At 72.8% G+C, this 18,409-nt stretch carries 14 protein-coding genes; 10 read left to right on the forward strand and 4 right to left on the reverse strand.

Going from position 1 to position 18,409, the window contains the following annotated elements; genetic code table 11:
- Positions 1 to 647 (forward strand): hypothetical protein (locus ACIGZJ_RS15810; RefSeq protein WP_396457747.1); only part of this gene is annotated, 647 nt, incomplete at its 5' end.
- A 126-nt stretch (positions 648 to 773) separates the two neighbouring features.
- Here the strand turns inward: ACIGZJ_RS15810 and ACIGZJ_RS15815 are convergent.
- The gene (locus tag ACIGZJ_RS15815) at positions 774 to 1,445 is read right to left on the reverse strand and encodes a GNAT family N-acetyltransferase (protein WP_396457748.1); all 672 of its coding nucleotides are present in this window, start codon (positions 1,443 to 1,445) and stop codon (positions 774 to 776) included.
- Positions 1,446 to 1,580: 135 nt separating this feature from the next.
- On the reverse strand, positions 1,581 to 2,393 hold the full coding sequence (locus ACIGZJ_RS15820) for a hypothetical protein (protein WP_396457749.1): 813 nt from the start codon (positions 2,391 to 2,393) through the stop codon (positions 1,581 to 1,583).
- A gap of 179 nt (positions 2,394 to 2,572) precedes the next feature.
- Here ACIGZJ_RS15820 and fxsT (ACIGZJ_RS15825) point away from each other — a divergent pair, with 179 nt between their 5' ends.
- Complete coding sequence (fxsT, locus tag ACIGZJ_RS15825; RefSeq protein ID WP_396457750.1) at positions 2,573 to 4,591, forward strand: FxSxx-COOH system tetratricopeptide repeat protein; 2,019 nt, start codon at positions 2,573 to 2,575, stop codon at positions 4,589 to 4,591.
- 129 nt (positions 4,592 to 4,720) lie between these two features.
- Entirely contained in the window at positions 4,721 to 6,862 is a 2,142-nt protein-coding gene (locus ACIGZJ_RS15830; RefSeq protein WP_396457751.1) for a tetratricopeptide repeat protein, read from the forward strand.
- Positions 6,863 to 6,974: 112 nt separating this feature from the next.
- Here the strand turns inward: ACIGZJ_RS15830 and ACIGZJ_RS15835 are convergent, their stop codons facing one another.
- The gene (locus ACIGZJ_RS15835; protein ID WP_396457752.1) at positions 6,975 to 7,922 is read right to left on the reverse strand and encodes a zinc-binding alcohol dehydrogenase family protein; all 948 of its coding nucleotides are present in this window, start codon (positions 7,920 to 7,922) and stop codon (positions 6,975 to 6,977) included.
- Positions 7,923 to 8,092: 170 nt separating this feature from the next.
- Between ACIGZJ_RS15835 and ACIGZJ_RS15840 the strand changes: the two genes are divergently transcribed.
- The 7 genes from ACIGZJ_RS15840 (at position 8,093) to ACIGZJ_RS15870 (ending at position 17,081) form a co-directional block, all read left to right on the forward strand.
- Positions 8,093 to 8,557, forward strand: coding sequence for a MarR family winged helix-turn-helix transcriptional regulator (locus tag ACIGZJ_RS15840; RefSeq protein WP_396457753.1), 465 nt, complete (start codon positions 8,093 to 8,095; stop codon positions 8,555 to 8,557).
- Positions 8,558 to 8,806: 249 nt separating this feature from the next.
- Complete coding sequence (locus ACIGZJ_RS15845) at positions 8,807 to 9,949, forward strand: tetratricopeptide repeat protein (protein ID WP_396457754.1); 1,143 nt, start codon at positions 8,807 to 8,809, stop codon at positions 9,947 to 9,949.
- 65 nt (positions 9,950 to 10,014) lie between these two features.
- Positions 10,015 to 10,941, forward strand: a complete 927-nt coding sequence (locus tag ACIGZJ_RS15850) for an NADP-dependent oxidoreductase (RefSeq protein ID WP_396457755.1) — start codon at positions 10,015 to 10,017, stop codon at positions 10,939 to 10,941.
- Positions 10,942 to 11,005: 64 nt separating this feature from the next.
- Positions 11,006 to 11,941 (forward strand): AraC family transcriptional regulator, encoded by a 936-nt coding sequence (locus ACIGZJ_RS15855; protein ID WP_396457756.1) that lies wholly within the window; start codon positions 11,006 to 11,008, stop codon positions 11,939 to 11,941.
- 103 nt (positions 11,942 to 12,044) lie between these two features.
- A complete protein-coding gene (locus ACIGZJ_RS15860; RefSeq protein ID WP_396457757.1) occupies positions 12,045 to 14,147 on the forward strand; it encodes a tetratricopeptide repeat protein in 2,103 nt (700 codons plus the stop codon).
- Positions 14,148 to 14,265: 118 nt separating this feature from the next.
- Positions 14,266 to 16,599, forward strand: a complete 2,334-nt coding sequence (gene fxsT / locus ACIGZJ_RS15865) for an FxSxx-COOH system tetratricopeptide repeat protein (RefSeq protein WP_396457758.1) — start codon at positions 14,266 to 14,268, stop codon at positions 16,597 to 16,599.
- Positions 16,600 to 16,658: 59 nt separating this feature from the next.
- Positions 16,659 to 17,081, forward strand: a complete 423-nt coding sequence (locus tag ACIGZJ_RS15870) for a hypothetical protein (RefSeq protein ID WP_396457759.1) — start codon at positions 16,659 to 16,661, stop codon at positions 17,079 to 17,081.
- 72 nt (positions 17,082 to 17,153) lie between these two features.
- Here ACIGZJ_RS15870 and ACIGZJ_RS15875 read toward each other — a convergent pair whose 3' ends face one another.
- Positions 17,154 to 18,392 carry an MFS transporter gene (locus tag ACIGZJ_RS15875; RefSeq protein WP_396457760.1) on the reverse strand — a complete coding sequence of 413 codons (1,239 nt, stop codon included), beginning with the start codon at positions 18,390 to 18,392 and terminating at the stop codon, positions 17,154 to 17,156.
- Between the last annotated feature and the right edge of the window lie 17 nt (positions 18,393 to 18,409).

The following is an 18,409-nucleotide window of genomic DNA, read 5'->3' on the forward strand; positions in this document are numbered from 1 at the left end:
GGTCCGCCCAGGTGCTGGCGATCGGCAACGACGGCAACGTCTACCACCAGACCCGCTTCACCAACGGCAGTTGGAGCGGATTCGCCCCGCTCCCCGGGATCGGCACCCCGACCATGGCGGCCTGGGACGTCGCCATCGCCGGCCTGCCCGACGGGTCCGCCCAGGTGCTGGCGATCGGCAACGACGGCAACGTCTACCACCAGACCCGCTTCACCAACGGCAGTTGGAGCGGATTCGCCCCGCTCCCCGGCGTCGGAACCCCGACCATGGCGGCCTGGCGGGTGGCCCTCGCGGGGCTGCCGGACGGCTCCTCGCAGGTGCTGGCGATCGGCAACGACGGCAACGTCTACCACCAGACCCGCTTCGCCAACGGCAGTTGGAGCGGCTTCGCCGCGCTCCCCGGCAACGGCACGCCCACCGTGGCCGCGCGGACGGTCGGCATCGCCGGCCTGCCGGACGGTTCGTCCCAGGTAGCGGTGATCGGCAGCGACGGCAACGTCTACCACAAGACCCGTTTCAACAACGGTGGTTGGTCCCTCTTCGGTGCCGTCCAGGGCCCGTACGGCGCCAGTACCTTCCCGGCCCAGCGCGCTGCGATCGCCGGCCTGCCGGACGGCTCCAGCCAGCTGGTGGTCACCCGGAGCTGACCCGGGCACGCCCGGCCACCCGGCGCGCCCACCCCACGCGCCCACCCCAGCACCCGCCCCTGCCTTGGCAGTTCCCAGGGCAGGGGCGGGCGCCGACGGCGAACAGCGCCACGCCCGGTCGGCCGACTACCCCCGCGCCGAGCGGGCGGCGACGCGCTTCTCCAGCCGCGCCCGACAGTCCGGCCACTCCTCGGCGGTGATCGAGAACATCGCGGAGTCCCGCAGCCGACCGGCCTCGCCCGGCGCCCACGACCGGGACCAGTTCCGCAGCACGCCCTCGAACCGCGCGCCCACCCCGCTGAGTGCGGCCCGCGAGCGGCTGTTGCGCGCGTCCGTCTTCAAGTCCAGGCGCGCCACACCCCAGTTCTCGAACGCGTGGCGGAACAGCAGCAGCTTGGACTCGGAGTTCACCCCCGTACCCTGGGCCGACGCCGCGAGCCAGGTGTAGCCGACCTCGACCGCGAACAGCCTTTCGACTGCTACCAGCCCCTCGACCGCGAACTGCCCCTCGCCTTCGCCCGGAGCCCAGACCCGCGGATCCAGGAAGGCCGTGGCACCGACCACCCGGTCCGTCGCCCGCTCCACCTGCGCGTACGGCACCACCGTTCCGGCTGCGGCCTTGGCCAGTTGGGACTCGACGTACTCGCCGACCTCGGCCGCGCGGGGCACCCAGGTGAACCGGTACCCGCCCCGATCCTCCTCCGCCGCCTCGGCCAGGCCCTCCGTGTGGCGGCGGTCCAGCGGCTCCAGGCGCACCAGCGCGCCTTCAAGTACCGGTCCCTCAAAGACGAAAGCCATCAATCCCCACTCCGTGCCGCTCCGAACGATCTCCACCGACGGCCCGAAGGCTGTCAGACCCGCCCCGACACGTCATGCGAATTACGGACCGGAACCACCAGCCCACCACGTCGGAGACACCACGACGCCCACCGCTCAGGCGGACTTGGGGAAGTCCTTGCGCTTGATCTTCGCCCGCCGCCCGTCCGGGTGGTGGAACACGATCCCCTCGGCCAGGCTGCCCGGCGCGTACCGGCTCTCCAACCCCGCGAGGTAGTCGCGCAGTTCCCGGTAGCTGCGAGGCACGTCCCCGTACGCCGGGATCTCCAGGTTGAACGGCACACAGCGGTACTCGTCCAACTGCAGCGGGTTGCCCTGGATCCGCGGCCCGAGCGCCTCGCAGGCGTGCTCGCCGTCCGGCCACCCGGCGACGTCGGTGTTGCGGGCCGCGGTCAGGATCCACCTGTCCTCGGGGCCGTGCTCGTCCGTGTCGACGTACCAGCCGTCCGTGATGCCCTGCTGCTTCTGCACCTTGCTGGGGTTGCGCCGCTTCTCCACCCGCACCAGCCGGCCCGCGCGGGTGGTCAGCCTGACGTTGGTGCCGTCGAGCTTCTCGGTCGGCGTGCCCTCGCCGTCGAACACCCAGGCGCACTCGGCGCGGGGGCGGTCCACCACCCGGAAGTCGCCGTCCCGCTCGAACAGCGTGGGGATCTTCTCCATGACCTGTATGCCCTTTCTGACCTGACCGACGAGTTCCTCGTGGGTGATCGCCCCGCCGGCCAGCCCTGCGGCCAGTGCGCGGACCAGGTCCGCGACCGAGACCTCGGCCTCGACGGCGACGCGCTTCAGCGCCTTCTTCTCCTCGGGCGACACCCAGGCGACAAGCCGGGACCACCCCTCGGGCGGAGTCCACCGCGCGAGCCGCTCCGGATCCTTGCGTGGGCGTCCGCGGCCTTTGACCTCATCCATGGCGGTCAGCGTAGGGATCGTTTTGATGTTGTGTCAATTGGCATAACAGAAAATAGCAGCCCTCTCGGAGCCGCCGACGCCGGCCGCCGACGCCGACCGCCCACGCCCCGCCGACTCCCGTCGCCCGGTGCGAGAATGGCCACCACTACGTCGGCCGACTTCTCCTCGGGGTGGATCTGTTGAGCGACACACCGGCCGTCACCGCGTCCGGCGCCAGGTCGGCCGCCGCCCAGCACATCGGTGCGGCCTTCACCGGCGACACCCACATCGTGCTGCCCGTCGACGTCCTCAACGCGGCCCGCACCATCACCGTCGAGCGCGGTACCGGCAACCTCGCCCCGCGCCCGGTCTGCGTGGGCCGCGACGAGGACCTCGCCTGGCTGCGCCGCGTCCTCACCAGCGACGGCAGCTCGGCCGTCACGCAGTCCCCCGCCGTCCACGGACTCGGCGGCATCGGAAAGACCACCCTCGCCCTGCACTACGCCCACCGCCACCGCGACAGATACACCCTGGTCTGGTGGATCAACGCCGAATCCCCGGCCCGCATCGAGCAGTCCCTCGCCGCACTGACCATGCAGCTCTACCCCGCATGGGCCGACGCGGCCTCCGAACAGGCCCGCACCGCCTGGGCCACCACCTGGCTGCACTGCCACCACGGCTGGCTGCTCGTCTTCGACAACGCCGAGGACCCGGCCGACCTGCGCCCCTACACCGGCGCCCTCGCCGGCGGCCACCACCTCATCACCACCCGCCGCGCCACCGGCTGGCCGCGCACCACCCCCACCAGGCCGCTGGGGACCCTCGCTCCCGAGGAGGCCGCCCACCTGCTCTGCGCCCACGCCCTCGGGGACACCGAACCGACCCCGGACGAGCTACAGGACGCGCGCCTGCTGGCCGCCGACCTCGGCCACCTCCCGCTCGCCCTCGACCAGGCCGGCGCCTACCTCGTCCAGCACCCCACCGTCACCCTCGATTCCTACCGCCGCACCCTGGACACCAAGTTGGCCAAGGCCGCCGACGGCGTCGACCCCGAACGCACCATCGCCACCATCTGGACGCAGACCCTCACGGCCCTCGAAGACCGCAGCCCCCTCGCGATCACCGTGCTGAACACCCTCGCCTGGCTCGCCCCCGACGACATCCCCCTCGCACTCCTCCGCCACCTCGGCCCCGAGGAGCAACTCGCCGAAGCCCTCGGCCTCCTGCGCACCTACAGCATGGTCACCCTCACCCGCGACACCGTCGGCGTCCACCGCCTCGTCCAGACCGTCCTGCGCAAGCAACCCGGCCACCCCGGCCGGCTCGATGCCGAACACGCCCTCGACACCGCCCTCGACGCCCTCCCGGAACCCCCCGACCTCGCCCCGGCGCCCGACTGGGACCTCCTCATCCCCCATCTCACCGCCCTCGCCGACACCACCCCGTCCGACCACCACGAGGACCGCGCCGGACTGCACTACGACACCGCCGCCCAGTACCTCTACCGCCAAGGCCACGACGCCCGCACCATCCCGCTGCGGCTGGCCCACCTCAGGCAGTGCGAGCTGATGCTGGGCGGCCTTCACCACTACTCCCTCTCCGCACGCAACAACCTCGGCGCAGCCCATCGAGCCGCAGGCGACCTCGAACGTGCCACCTCCCTCTACGTGACGACCCTCGCCCAGAGCGAGGAGGTCCTCGGCCACACCCACCCCGACACCCTGATGAGCCGTAACAACCTCGCCGCCGCGTACCAGCAGGCCGGCGACCTCGAACGTGCCACCTCCCTCTATGTGACCACCCTCGCCCAGAGCGAGGAGGTCCTCGGCCACACCCACCCCGACACCCTGCTCAGCCGTAACAACCTCGCCGCCGCGTACCAGCAGGCCGGCGACCTCGAACGCGCCATCGCCCTTCACGTGACGACCCTCGCCCAACGCGAGCACGTCCTCGGCCACACCCACCCCGACACCCTGATGAGCCGTAACAACCTCGCCAGCACCTACGCATCGGCGGGCGACCCCGAACGCGCCGTCCCCCTCCTCGAAACCACCCTCGCCCAGTGCGAACAGGTCCTCGGCCACACCCACCCCCAGACCGTCACCACCCGCAACAACCTCGACTTCATCCGTCGGCAACCCGTCACCACCCAACCCGACCAGGCCACCCAGCCCACCCGACCCCGCTGGTGGCAGTGGCGCAGGCGCAAGGCCGACTGACCCGCCGCCGCCCCCGATCCGCCCGATCCGCCCGATCCGGTGCGACAATGACCCCCGACCTTTCGGCCAACTTCTCCTCGGGGTGGATCTGTTGAGCGCCGCACGGGCCAGCACCAGGGCAGTCGCACCGTGACCGACCCCTACCAGCCGATCACGGCGGCGGGCGACCGATCGGCCGCGGCCCACACCATCCACACCGCCGTCACCGGCGACCTCGTGCTGCCCCTCGACGTCCTCAACGCCGCCCGCACCATCGGCACCGAACGCGGTACCGGCAACCTCTCCCCGCGACCGGTCTGCATCGGCCGCGACGAGGACCTCGCCTGGCTGCGCCGCATCCTCACCAGCGACGGCAGCTCCGCCGTCACCCAGGCACCGGCCGTCCACGGCCTGGGCGGCATCGGCAAGACCACCCTCGCCCTGCACTACGCCCACCACCACCGGGACGCCTACACCCTGGTCTGGTGGATCAACGCCGAATCCCCGGCCCGCATCGAGCAGTCCCTCGCCGCCCTCGCCCGGCTCCTCTACCCCGCCTGGGCGGACGGGGCGTCCGAGCAGGCCCGCGCCGCCTGGGCCACCCACTGGCTGCACTGCCACCACGGCTGGCTGCTGGTCTTCGACAACGCCGAGGACCCGCAGGACGTCGCCCCCTACACGGGCGCCCTGGCCGGCGGCCACCACCTCATCACCACCCGCCGCGCCACCGGCTGGCCCCGCACCACCCCCACCCGGCCGCTGGGAACGCTCGCCCCCGAGGAGTCCGCCCAACTCCTGTGCGCCTACGCCTTCGAGGCCACTGAACCGGGCCCGCACGACCTGCACGACGCCCGCCTTCTCGCCGCCGACCTCGGCCACCTCCCGCTCGCCCTCGACCAGGCCGGCGCGTACCTCGCCCAACACCCCACCGTCAGCATCGACACCTACCGGCGCACGCTCGGCACCAGACTCGCCCAGGGCGCCGACGGCATCGGCCCCGAACGCACCATCGCCCGCATCTGGACCCACACCCTCGCTGCGCTGGAGGAGCAAAACCCGCTCGCCGTCACCGTGCTGAACACGCTCGCCTGGCTCGCCCCCGACGACATCCCCCTCGCACTCCTCGGCCACCTCGGCACCGAACAGGAGCTCGCCGAGGCCCTCGCCGCCCTGCGCACCTACAGCATGGTGGCCCTCACCCGCGACACCGTCGGCGTCCACCGACTCGTCCAGACCGTCCTGCGCGGCCAACCCGACCACCCCGGCCGCCAAGAGGCCGAACACGCCCTCTGCCAGGCCCTCGACGCCCTCCCCGATCCCCTCGGCTACGACCCGGCCCCCGACTGGGACCTCCTCATCCCCCACCTCACCGCCCTCGCGGACACCACCCCGCCAGGCTCCTACGACAACCCCGCCACCCGGCACTACTACGTCGCGGCCCAGTACCTCTACCTCCAAGGCCACGACGCCCGGACCGTCCCGCTCCGGCGCGCCGACCTCGTGTACTTCGAGCAGTCCCTGGGCGAGCTCCACGCCGACACGCTGCTCAGCCGCAACAACCTCGCCCTCGCCTACGAGTCGGCCGGCGACCTCGACCGCGCCATCCCCCTGTTCGAGACCACCCTCGCCCAGTGCGAGCAGGTCCTCGGCCACACCCACCCCCAGACCCTCACCGCCCGCAACAACCTCGCCAGCGTCTACGAGACGGCGGGCGACCTCGACCGCGCCATCCCGCTCTACGAAGCCACCGTCGCCCAAAGCGAGGAGGCCCTCGGCCACACCCACCCCGACACCCTGCTCAGCCGCTGCAACCTCGCCTACGCCTACTACGTGGTCGGCGACGTCGACCGCGCCATCCCGCTCCTCGAAACCACCCTCGCCCAACGCGAACAGGTGCTCGGCCACACCCACCCGGACACGCTCATCACCCGCAACAACCTCGCCAGCGCCTACGAGACGGCGGGCGACCTCGACCGCGCCATCCCGCTCTACGAAGCCACCCTCGCCCAAAGCGAGCAGATCCTCGGCCACACCCACCCCGACACCCTGACCACCCGCAACAACCTCGCCTACGCCTACAGTTCGGCCGGCGATCACGACCGCGCCATCCCCCTCCTCGAAACCACCCTCGCCCAACGCGAACAGGTCCTCGGGCCCACCCACCCCCAGACCACCACCTCCCGCAACAACCTCGCCCACGCCCTCCGGCAACGCGACGCCGACCAGCCCGTCCACCGCCTCCGCCGCCTCTGGCGGCCGTGGCGGCAGTGGCGCAGACGCAGGCCCCGCTGACCAACCCGCTGCACCCGCTCACAGGCGGACCGCCGGACGGGGAGGCGCCCTCAGGCACAGGCCGCAGCACCCCATGGATCCGGCAGGCCCCCGCCCCGTCCCCGGCGGCCCGTCAGGCGACGCGGAGGACGCTCTTGCCGAGGGTCGCCCCCTCGGCCAGGCGCTGGACGGCGACGGCAAGCTCCGCCAGGTCGTACTCGGCCGTGACGTCCACCTGCACCCGGCCGTCGGCGACGAGGCCGAGGGCTCGGCGGGCGCTGTCGGCCAGCCGCTCGGGGTGGGTGCGGCTGAGCAGGTTGCTGTTGTAGGTCAGGAGTGAACGACCCTGCATGAGCAGGTCGTTGGCGTCGGCGAGGACCGGTTCGTAGGTGGCGAGGTTGCCATAGGCGACCAGGCGGCCGTGTGCCGCGAGCCGGTCGAGGCCGGACCGGCGGGTCGGACCGCCGACCGGGTCGAGGATCACGTCGAAGGGCTCGTCGTCCGGCCCGGCCGGGAGCTCCCCCCGCAGCACCAGCCGGGTGTAGCCGAACCGGGCGGCGTAGTCGGCCCGGGCGGCGCTGCCGACCACACCGACGATCCGGTCGGCGCCGGCCAGTCGGGCGAACTGGGCGGCGAGCGTGCCGACCCCGCCGGCGGCCGCGTGGATCAGCACGCTCTCGCCGGGCCGGACGCGTGCGGCGGTGTTGACCAGGTCGTAGGCGGTCGGCGCGGCCCATCCGAGGCCGGCGGCGGTCCGCAGCGACAGGTCGCCGATGCCGAGGGCGAGCTCGGCGGAAGCCAGCACCACCTCGGCACAGGCGCCGGCGGTGGTCAGTGCGGTGACGGGCTCGCCGACGCGGTTCGGGTCGACGCCCTCGCCGACCGCGGTGATGTGCCCCGCCGCCTCGAAGCCGGGCACGAAGGGGCGCGGCACCGGAAAGTGGCCGTCCCGGACCATGATGTCGCCCCACTGGATCCCGGCGTAGGCGACGCGGATCGCCACCTGGCCGGGGCCCGGGGCGGGCTCGTCGAGGTCGACGACGCGGTAGCGGTCCTCGGCGTCCAGAATGACAGCCTTCATCGTTACATCCCCCTGCGCTGACTCAGTATCCTTATAGTCGAGACCGTAGATGTGTAAGGTGCCTGTGTCAACACATGAATCTTCCATTGGACGGGAACCGGCAGCCGGTCTTCGACAGCCGGAAGTCAGCAGGCAGCAGGCAGCAGGCTGAAGCCAACGGATGGGAGTACATGGTGGGATCCCCGGTCGAGGACGACCTCTGCACCCGGATCAGGCGGTCCGAGCAGGCACTGATGGCGCACCACGAAGCGGTGCTGCGCACCTACGGACTGACCATGACGCAGTACACCGTGCTGCTGGCCCTCGCGCGCGAGGGCGGCCTGTCCGGCTCCCAACTGGCCCGCTCCTGCGGGGTGACCCAGCAGAGCATGAGCAGCGTGCTCGCCACCATGGAGACCAAGGGCCTGATCCGCCGCGACACGTCCCCGGTGCACGCCAAGGTGCAGATCGCCAGCCTCACCGACGAGGGCCGGGCGCTGCTGGATCAGGCCTTCCAGGAGGTGGTCGTCCTGGAACGCGCGCTCAGGGAGGCGTTCACGCCCACCGAGCACGCCTCGCTCTGCGAACTCCTGGAACGGGCCACCACCGTGCTGGTGCAGCAGACCCGCCGCGCGGGTTCCCCGCCCGTGTCCTGAGAGCCCCGACCGCCGCACCGGGGACCGTCCCGGGTGCGAGAATGGCCGCCACGTCCTCGACCAACTTCTCCTCGGGGTGGACCTGTTGAGCGACACACCGGCCGTCAGCGCATCCGGGGCCCACTCGGTGGCCGCGCACACCATCGGCCATGCCTCCACCGGCGACCTCGTCCTGCCCCTCGACATCCTCAACGCGGCCCGGACCATCGAGACCGATCACGGCACCGGCAACCTCGCCCCGCGACCGGTGTGCGTGGGCCGCGACGAGGACCTCGCCTGGCTGCGCCGCGTCCTCACCAGCGACGGCAGCTCCGCCGTCACCCAGGCGCCGACCTCGGCCACCTCCCGCTCGCCCTCGACCAGGCCGGCGCCTACCTCGCCCAACACCCCACCGTCAGCATCGACACCTACCGTCGCACCCTGGACGCCAAGTTGGCCAAGGCCGCCGACGGCGTCGGCCCCGAACGCACCATCACCCGAACCTGGACCCACACTCTCGCTGCGCTGGAGGAGCGCAGCCCCCTCGCGATCACCGTGCTGAACACCCTCGCCTGGCTCGCCCCCGACGACATCCCCGTCACGCTGCTCGGCCACCTCGGCACCGGGAGAAACCTCGACACCGAGGAGCAACTCGCCGAAGCCCTGGGCCTCCTGCGCACCTACAGCATGATCACCCTCATCCGCGACGCCGAACGCGTCCTCGACACCGCCCTCAACGCCCTCCCCGAGCCCGAGCAGCACCGGCCCGCCCCGGCCTGGGACCGGCCCGTCCCCCACCTCACCGCGCTCGCCGCCACCACCCCGCCCGACCACCGGGAGGACCTCGCCGCCCGGCACTACTTCACCGCCGCCCAGTACCTCTACCACCAGGGCCACGACGCCCGCACCATCCCGCTGCGGCACACCGTGCTCGCCGACTGCGAGCAGCGGCTGGGAGACACCCACCCCGACACGCTCACCAGCCGGCACAACCTCGCCGCCTCCTACGACTCGGCGGGCCACCTCGACCGCGCCGTCGCCATGTACGAGGCGACCCTCGCCCAGAGCGAGACGATCCTCGGCCATACCCACCCCCACACCCTCGCCACCCGGAACAACCTCGCCGCGGCCTACCAGTCGGCCGGCAGGGTCGAACTCGCCGTCGCCCTGGCCGGGCAGAACCTCGCCCAGTGCGAGGCGGTCCTCGGCGAAACCCACCCCGACACCATCACCACCCGCAGCGACCTCGCCTTCGTCTACACGCTGCTGGGCAGGCTCGACCGCGCCCTCCTGCTCTACGAGACCGTCCTCGCCCAACGCGAACACTCAGCCGGCCTGGAGGCTCAAACAGCAAGACGCTGGGACATCTTCGGGAGACAGAAGGATATTCATCAGATCGTTCGATCTTCCTAGAGTTGAGGACATCGAGAACGAAGCGGCCGGACGAACCGGCCGACCGATCACCCAGGAGTCCTCCCATGCGTGCAGTCGTCCAGAAGACCTTCGGCGGCCCCGAGGTCCTTGAGACCGTCGAGATCGAGCGCCCCACCCCGCTCGGCGGCGAGGTCCTCGTCCGCGTCCACGCGAGCGGCATCAACCCGGTGGACGTGGCGGTCCGTTCGGGCGCCTACCCGCTGCTCGGCGAGCCGCCGTTCGGCGTCGGCTGGGACATCTCCGGCGTCGTCGAGGAGGCCGGCCCGGGCGCCCGGTTCAAGCCCGGCGACGAGGTCTACGGCATGCCGTTCTTCCCCCGCGCCGCCACCGGGTACGCCGACTACGTCGCCGTCCCCTCGCGGCAGGTGGCCCGCAAGCCCGCCACGCTCGACCACGTCCACGCCGCCGCCATCCCGCTCGCCGCCCTCACCGCCTGGCAGGGCCTGGCCGACGCGGCCCGGGTGGGCGAGGGCCAGCGGGTCCTGATCCACCGTTCGGCCGGCGGCGTCGGCCACTTCGCCGTCCAGATCGCGAAGGCCCGCGGCGCCCACGTCATCGGCCTGGCGAGCGAGGCCAAGCACGAGTTCGTCCGCGGCCTGGGCGCCGACGAGGTGATCGACTATCGGACCACCGACTACACCCGGGCGGTGCGCGACGTCGACGTCGTCTTCGACTCGTCCTCCGAGGGCACCCGGGCCCTCGACGTGCTGAAGCCCGGCGGCACCCTGGTCAGCATCATGGAGCACTGGAACCAGCAGCTGGCCGCGGAGATCGAGGCGGCCGGCCGCCGGTTCGCGGGCATCTCGGTCGAGCCCGACTACGCCTCCCTGGAGGCCATCGCCGCCCTCGTCGACGCGGGCCGCATCCGCCCGCACGTGACCGAGACCTTCCCGCTCACCGAGGCCGCCAAGGCCCACGAGCTGGTCGGGTCCGGCAGCGTCCAGGGCAAGGTCGTGCTCACCGTCGTCTGAGCGGCGTCCTACAGTGGAGACCGGACAAGGGGGCGGCGTCGGCCGCGGCAGGAGGGGGACGGCGTTGGACATCCTGAGCGAGGCGCTGAGTTCGATGCGGACGGGACAGCCCACGTCCGTCCGCACCGAGGGCCGCGCCCCCTGGGGCCTTCGCCTCCCCCCGGTCGCGGGCGCCGGGTTCCACGTGGTGCTGTACGGGACGTGCTGGCTGGTCCCGCTGGCCGACGCAGCCGACGCGGAGCCGATCGCGCTGAGCCCCGGCGACGTGGTCTTCCTTCGCGACGGCCGCGGCCACATCCTCGCCGACCACCCCGCCACCCCGGCCGAGCCGGAACGCCCGACGCAGTACCGGCCGAGCACCCCGATCGGCACGGTCACCCTCGGCGGCGACGGCCCCCGGACCAGCCTGCTCTGCGGCAACTACCACCTGGACCAGGGCCGTCCGCACCCGCTGGTCCGTCAGCTGCCCGAGATCATCCACCTGCCCACCCGGCACGGGCGGCACCCCGAGCTGAGCGCGGCGGTCCAACTCCTCGGCACGGAGCTGGAGAACCCCCGGATCGGCTCGACCGGCATCGTCCCCGCGCTGATCGACTCGCTCCTCCTCTACATCCTGCGCGCCTGGTTCGAGGACCAGCCCCCGGCCGCCGCCGCCGGCTGGGTCGCCGCGCTCGGCGACTCCGCCGTCGCCCCGGCCCTCTCCGCCATCCACGAGGCCCCCTCGGCCCAGTGGACCGTCGAGTCGCTGGCCGACCGGGCGGGGCTCTCCCGCGCGGCCTTCGCCCGCCGCTTCACCACCCTGGTCGGCGAACCGCCCATGGCCTACCTGACCCGCTGGCGGATGACCACCGCGGCCCGGCTGCTGCGCGAGTCCGAGACCCCGCTGACGACCGTCGCCGCGCGGACCGGGTACGGCTCCGAGTACGCCTTCGCGAAGGCCTTCAAGCGCGAGTACGGCCAGGCACCCGGCGGCTACCGGCGTGAGGCGCGCGCCGCCTGAACCGGGCCCCGCGGGTGCGAGAATGGCCGCCGGACCTCGGCCGACTTCTCCTCGGGGTGGATCTGTTGAGCGCTGCACGGGCCGGCACCACGGCGGGCGCACCGTGACCGAACCGCATCCGCCGATCGCGGCGGCGGGCGACCGGTCGGCCGCCGCCCACACCATCGGCACCGCCTTCACCGGTGACATCGTGCTGCCGCCCGAGGTCCTCAACGCCGCCCGCGACATCCAGGCGCCGCCGTCCACCAGCAACCTCGCCCCGCCACCGCACTGCGTGGGCCGCGGGTACGAACTCGGCTGGCTGCACAGCACCCTGAACACCAACGGCGGCACCGCCGTCACCCAGGCGCCCACCGTGCACGGCCTGGGCGGCATCGGCAAGACCACCCTCGCCCTGCACTACGCCCACCGCCACCGGGACGACTACACCCTGGTCTGGTGGGTCAACGCCGAATCCCCCGCCCGGATCGAGCAGTCCCTCGCCGCGCTCACCATGCAGCTCCACCCCGCCTGGGCCGGCCGGGCAACCGAACCGGAGCGTGCCGCCTGGGCCGTCAACTGGCTGCACTGGCACCCGGGTTGGCTGCTGGTCTTCGACAACGCCGAACACCCCCGCGACCTCCGGCCCTACACCGGCGCCTTCTCCCACGGCCGGCACCTGATCACCACCCGCCGCGCCACCGGATGGTCCCGGGGAGTCCCCACCCTGCCCCTCGGCACCCTCGGCCCCGACGACGCCGCCCAAGTCCTCTGCTCCTACGCCTTCGAGGACACCGACCCCACCCCGCAAGACCTCCACGACGCCCGCCTGCTGGCCGCCGACCTCGGCCACCTCCCGCTCGCCCTCGACCAGGCCGGCGCCTACCTCGCCCAGCATCCGACCGTCAGCATCGACGCCTACCGCCGCACCCTGGGAACCAAGTTGGCCAAGGCCGCCGACGGCATCGACCCCGAGCGCACCATCGCCCGGATCTGGACCCAGACGCTGCTGGCCCTCGACGAGCACGACCCCCTCGCCGCGACCGTCCTGAACACGCTCGCCTGGTTCGCCCCCGACGACATCCCCGTCACCCTCCTCCGCCACCTCGGCAGCGAGGAGGAGCTCGCCGAAGCCCTCGGCGCCCTCCGCAGCTACAGCATGATCACCCTCACCCGCGACACCGTCGGCGTCCACCGCCTCGTCCAGACCGTGCTGCGCGAGCAGCCCGGCCACCCCGGGCGCAGCGAAGCCGAACACGCGCTCGACCTGGCGTTCAACGCCCTTCCCGAGCCCCTCGACTACGGCCCGGCCCCGGTCTGGGACCGCCTCGTCCCCCACCTCACCGCCCTCGCGGACACCACCCCGCCCGGCCACCACGACCACCCCGTCGCCCGGCACTACACCCTCGCGGCCCGACACCTCGACCGCCAGGGCCACAACGCACGCACCATCCCGCTACGGCAGGTTCTCCTCACCTACTGCGAACAGCTCCTGGGCGAAACCCACCCCCACACCCTGACCAGCCGCAACGGCCTCGCCCTCGCCTACAGGTCGGCCGACGAACTGGACCGCGCCATCCCCCTCTACGAAACCAACCTCGCGTATTTCGAGGAGGTCCTCGGCCCCACCCACCCCCACACCCTCACCGGCCGCAACAACCTCGCCACCGCCTACAAGTCGGCGGGCGACCTCGAACGCGCCATCCCCCTCCACGAGACCACCCTCACCCAACGCGAACAGACCCTCGGCCCCACCCACCCCGACACCCTCGTCAGCCGCAACAACCTCGCCCTCGCCTACAGGCGGGCGGGCGACCTCGAACGCGCCGTCCAGCTCCACGAAACCACCCTCGCCCAACGCGAAGAGGTGCTCGGCCACACCCACCCCAGCACGCTCCGAAGCCGCAACAACCTTGCGTTCACCTACAGGTTGACCGGTGACCTCAACCGCGCCGTTCCCCTCCTCGAAACCACCCTCGCCCAACGCGAAGAGGTGCTCGGCCACACCCACCCCGATACCCTCGTCAGCCGCAGCAACCTTGCCCTCGCCTACATGTGGGCCGGCGACCTCGAACGCGCCATCCCGCTCCTCGAAACCACCCTCACCCAACGCGAACAGGTCCTCGGCCACACCCACCCCCACACCCTCGTCAGCCGCAACAACCTCGTCTTCGCCCTCCAACGAGCCGATGCCGCCCAAGCCGGCCACCGCAAGGCCCCCAACTGACCCCGTCCACACCGGCCGACCCGGAACAGCCCCCACCCCGGCCCCACCCCGCCCGGCTCCCACTCCGATGCGACAATGACGGCGAGAATCCGTCCAACCTCCGTCCAAGGTGGGTCCCTTGACAGCCGACGACCGCCCGGACGCCGTCCCGGGCCCGCGTTCCATCACCGCGCAGCACATCACCACCGCCATCACCGGCGACATCGTGCTGCCCGCCGAGGCCTTCAACACGGCCCGCACCATCGAGGCCCCGCCCGGCGCCGCCAACCTCGCCCCGGCCCCCGCCTGCCTCGGCCGCGAGGAGGAACTCGCCTGGATCCAACGGACGCTGGCCTCCGACGGCGGCACCGCCGTCACCCAGGCCCCCGCCCTCCACGGCCTCGGCGGCATCGGGAAGAGCACGCTCGCCCTGCACTACGCCCACCGGCAGCGCCACGCCTACACCCTCACCTGGTGGATCAACGCCGAGTCCCCGGCCCGGATCGAGCAGTCCCTCGCCGCCCTCGCACTCTTCCTCCACCCCTCCTGGGCCGCCCAGGCCGCCGAGCAGGCCCGCACCGCCTGGGCCTCCAACTGGCTCCAGTGGCACCCGGGTTGGCTGCTCGTCTTCGACAACGCCGAGGCCCCGCAGGATCTCGCCCCCTACACCGGCGCCCTCACCGGCGGCCACCACCTCATCACCACCCGCCGCGCCACCGGCTGGCCCCGGGGAGTCCCCACCCTGCCCCTCGGCACCCTCGCTCCCGACGACGCCGCCCGACTCCTCTGCTCCTACGCCTTCGAGGACACCGACCCCACCCCGCGCGACCTGCACGACGCCCGCCTGCTGGCAGCCGACCTCGGCCACCTCCCGCTCGCCCTCGACCAGGCCGGCGCCTACCTCGCCCAGGTCCCCACCACCATCGAGACCTACCGCCGCACCCTCGGCAGCAAGCTCGCCAAGGCCGCCGACGGCATCGACCCCGAACGCACCATCGCCACCATCTGGGCCCACACCCTCGCCACGCTCCGGACCAGGCACCCGCTCGCCGTCACCGTCCTCAACACCCTCGCCTGGTTCGCCCCCGACGACATCCCCCTCACCCTGCTCGCCCACCTCGACGAGGCCGGGGACCAGGACGACCTCCACGAGGCCCTGGCGGTCCTGCGCACCTACAGCATGATCACCCTCACCCGCGACACCATCGGCATCCACCGCCTCGTCCAGGCAGTCCTGCGCGCCCAGCCCGAACACCCCGGGCGCGAAGCGGCCGAACAGGCCCTCGGCCGGGCCCTCGACAGCGCCCCCTTGACCGGCGCGGCCTGGGATCCCCTGATCCCCCACCTCACCGCCCTCGCCGCCACCACCCCGCCCGGCCACCGCCCGAACCCCGCCGCCCGGCACTACACCACCGCGGCCCAGTACCTCTGGGCGCAGGGTCTCGACGCCCGCACCATCGCGCTCCGCGAGGCCGATCTCGCCCACCGCGAGGAGACCCTGGGCGACCTCCACCCCGACACGCTCACCTCCCGCTGCAACCTCGCCGCGGCGTACCACGAGGCGGGCGACCTCGCCCGCGCCATCCCCCTGAACGAGACCGCGCTCGCCCAGTGCGAACAGGTCCTCGGCCCGACCCACCACGACACGCTGAGCAGCCGCAACAACCTCGCCAACGCCTACGAGACGGCCGGCCACCCCGGCCGCGCCATCCCCCTCCACGCGACCAACCTCGCGATCCGGGAGCAGGTCCTCGGACCGACCCACCCCGACACGCTCGTCAGCCGCAGCAACCTCGCCACCGGCTACCACCAGGTCGGCGACCTCGAACGCGCCCTGCCCCTCGTCGAAACCACCCTCGCCCACCGCGAGCAGACCCTCGGCCCCGCCCACCCCCACACCCTGAGCAGCCGCGGCCAGCTCGCCTACGTCTACGAGTCGTCCGGCGACCTCTACCAGGCCATCACCCTCTTCGAGACCACCCTCGCCCAGCAGGTGCAGGTCCTCGGCGACGCGCACCCCGACACCCTGCTCACCCGCCACAACCTCGCGTTCACCTACGCGTCGGCCGGCGCGCTCGACCGCGCCATCCCGCTGTGCGAGTCCAACCTCGCCCAACGCGAACAGACCCTCGGCCCCGCCCACCCCGACACCCTGAACAGCCGCAACCACCTCGCCAGCGCCTACGCGTCGGCGGGCGACCTGGACCGTGCCATCCCGCTCTTCGAGGCCAACCTCGCGCAGAGCGAGCGGGCCCTCGGCGAAACCCACCCGCAGACCCTGGCCAGCCGCGCCAGCCTGGCCAGCGCCTACACGTTCGCAGGCGACCTCGACCGCGCCATCCGCATCCTCGAAACCACCCTCACCCAACGCGAACAGACCCTCGGCGCCGACCACCCCGACACCCGGACCACCCGCGAGCGGCTCCTCCGCGCCCGCGCCCAACGGGACGACCCCGAAGGCCGACACAGCTAGGTCCCCGGGTGCCACAATGGACGCCGAACACTCGCCGACTTCTCTTCGGGGTGGACAGCTTGAGCACCGAGATCGCCGAACTGATGACCCAGGCCGGCCCGTACCTGTCGGCGGCCGTGAGCGCCTACGGCACCGCCGTCCTGACCCGGGCCGAGGACTCGGCCGTCGACGCGACCGCCAACCTCGGCCGCCGCATGCTGCAGCGCGTCTGGCGTCGCGGCTCCGCGACCGAGCAGTCGGCCCTCGCCGTGGCGGTCGAGGAGGCCGCCGCCGACACCGAGGACTCGGACGCGGCCGCCGCCCTGCGCCAGCAGATCAAGCGGGCCCTGCGCGAGGACGCCGAACTGCTCGCCGAGATCGCCAGGTTGGTCGCCGACCAGCCGAAGCCCTCGATCTCGATCAACGCCATCGGCACCCGCTCCATCGCCGCCCAGCACATCGGCACGGCCATCACCGGCGACGGGCACCGCCCCGCGCAGTGACCGCGACTCGCCCACTCCACGGAGCCCACCACCGCCGCGTCGAGCCATCAACCCACTGACTCCGCACACCCGTTACCGGCACTCCACCACAGCGGCGGACCGGCCGCCCACTCGCACCGCGCCCAGGTGCCGGGCGAGGGCGGCCGCCGCCGTCAGCGCGACCACCCCGCACACCCCGGGCCACCCGACCGCCCCGTAGGCCCGCGCCCCCGTCCAGGAGCCGAGGGTTCCGCCGAGGTAGCCGCAGGTCATGTACGCGGTGTTGAGCCTGCTCCGCGCGTCGGGGCGCAGCGCGTAGATCCGTACCTGGTTCGCGACCATCCCGCACTGCATCCCGAGGTCGAGCAGCAGCGTGCCCGCCACCAGCGCCGCGAGGCCGACCGTCCCGCCTGCGCCGCCGGCCAGCAGGATGGCGGCCGAGCCGGCGACCGCGAGCAGGCAGACCAGGTTGACGGCGTCCGGCCCCCTGCGGTCCACCTGCCGTCCCGCGAACGGCGTGGCCAGCATCGTCGCCGCGTTGACCAGGGCGAGGGTCCCGACGGCCGGCGTGCCCAGGCGGTAGGCCGGGCCGGTGAGGAGCAGCGCGACCCCGGTCCAGACCGCGGAGAACCCGGCGAACACCGCGGCCTGGTAGAGGCAGGATCGACGCAGTTCGGGCTCGGCGCGCAGCAGGCGCAGCGGTTCGGAGAGCAGCGCCGGGTAGCGCTGCCGCGAGGTCGGCGCGGTCGTCGGGAGCAGCCGGGCGAGCACGGCCGCGAGGATCAGGGAGAGGGCGGCCGCCACCAGGTACGGCGCTCGCCATCCCAGCCACTCGCCGAGCGGTGCGCCGACGGTGCGGGAGAGCAGCATGCCGCCGATGGATCCGCTGAGCAGGGTTCCGCTGACCACTCCGCGCCGTTCCTCGCCGACCAGTCCTACGGCCATCGGGCCGATGACGGGGGCGGCCACGGTCGCGGCGCCGGTCAGGACGGCGGCACCGGCCAGCGGCGGCAGGGCGGGTGCGGCGCCGGCGGCGGCCAGTCCGAGGCCGGCGAGGCCGAGCAGGGTGGCGATCAGCCGGCGGTGCGGGATCCGGTCCCCGAGCGGTACGAGAAGGAAGATCCCGGCCGCGTAGCCGAGTTGGGTCGCAGTGACGACCAGGGCCGCCGATCCGGGGGACACCTGGAGGCCTTCGGCGATCAGCGGGCTGATCGCCTGGGGGAAGTAGACGTTGCCCACGGCCACCCCGCAGGTGAGGGCCAGGAGCAGGATCATCCGGCGGCCGGTGAGTGCCTCCGCCCGCTCGGCGGGCCGTGCGGTTCGCTCTGTCATGCTCCGAAGTCCAGGCC

It is taken from the genome of Kitasatospora sp. NPDC052868, from assembly GCF_044547105.1.
Lineage (GTDB): Bacteria > Actinomycetota > Actinomycetes > Streptomycetales > Streptomycetaceae > Kitasatospora.

Bases quoted from the DNA above. Each gene is read 5' to 3' on its own strand.
- ACIGZJ_RS15815 (WP_396457748.1), bottom strand. From the start codon at position 1,445: ATGGCTTTCGTCTTTGAGGGACCGGTACTTGAAGGCGCGCTGGTGCGC.
- ACIGZJ_RS15820 (WP_396457749.1), bottom strand. From the start codon at position 2,393: ATGGATGAGGTCAAAGGCCGCGGACGCCCACGCAAGGATCCGGAGCGG.
- ACIGZJ_RS15835 (WP_396457752.1), bottom strand. From the start codon at position 7,922: ATGAAGGCTGTCATTCTGGACGCCGAGGACCGCTACCGCGTCGTCGAC.
- ACIGZJ_RS15840 (WP_396457753.1), top strand. From the start codon at position 8,093: ATGGTGGGATCCCCGGTCGAGGACGACCTCTGCACCCGGATCAGGCGG.
- ACIGZJ_RS15850 (WP_396457755.1), top strand. From the start codon at position 10,015: ATGCGTGCAGTCGTCCAGAAGACCTTCGGCGGCCCCGAGGTCCTTGAG.
- ACIGZJ_RS15875 (WP_396457760.1), bottom strand. From the start codon at position 18,392: ATGACAGAGCGAACCGCACGGCCCGCCGAGCGGGCGGAGGCACTCACC.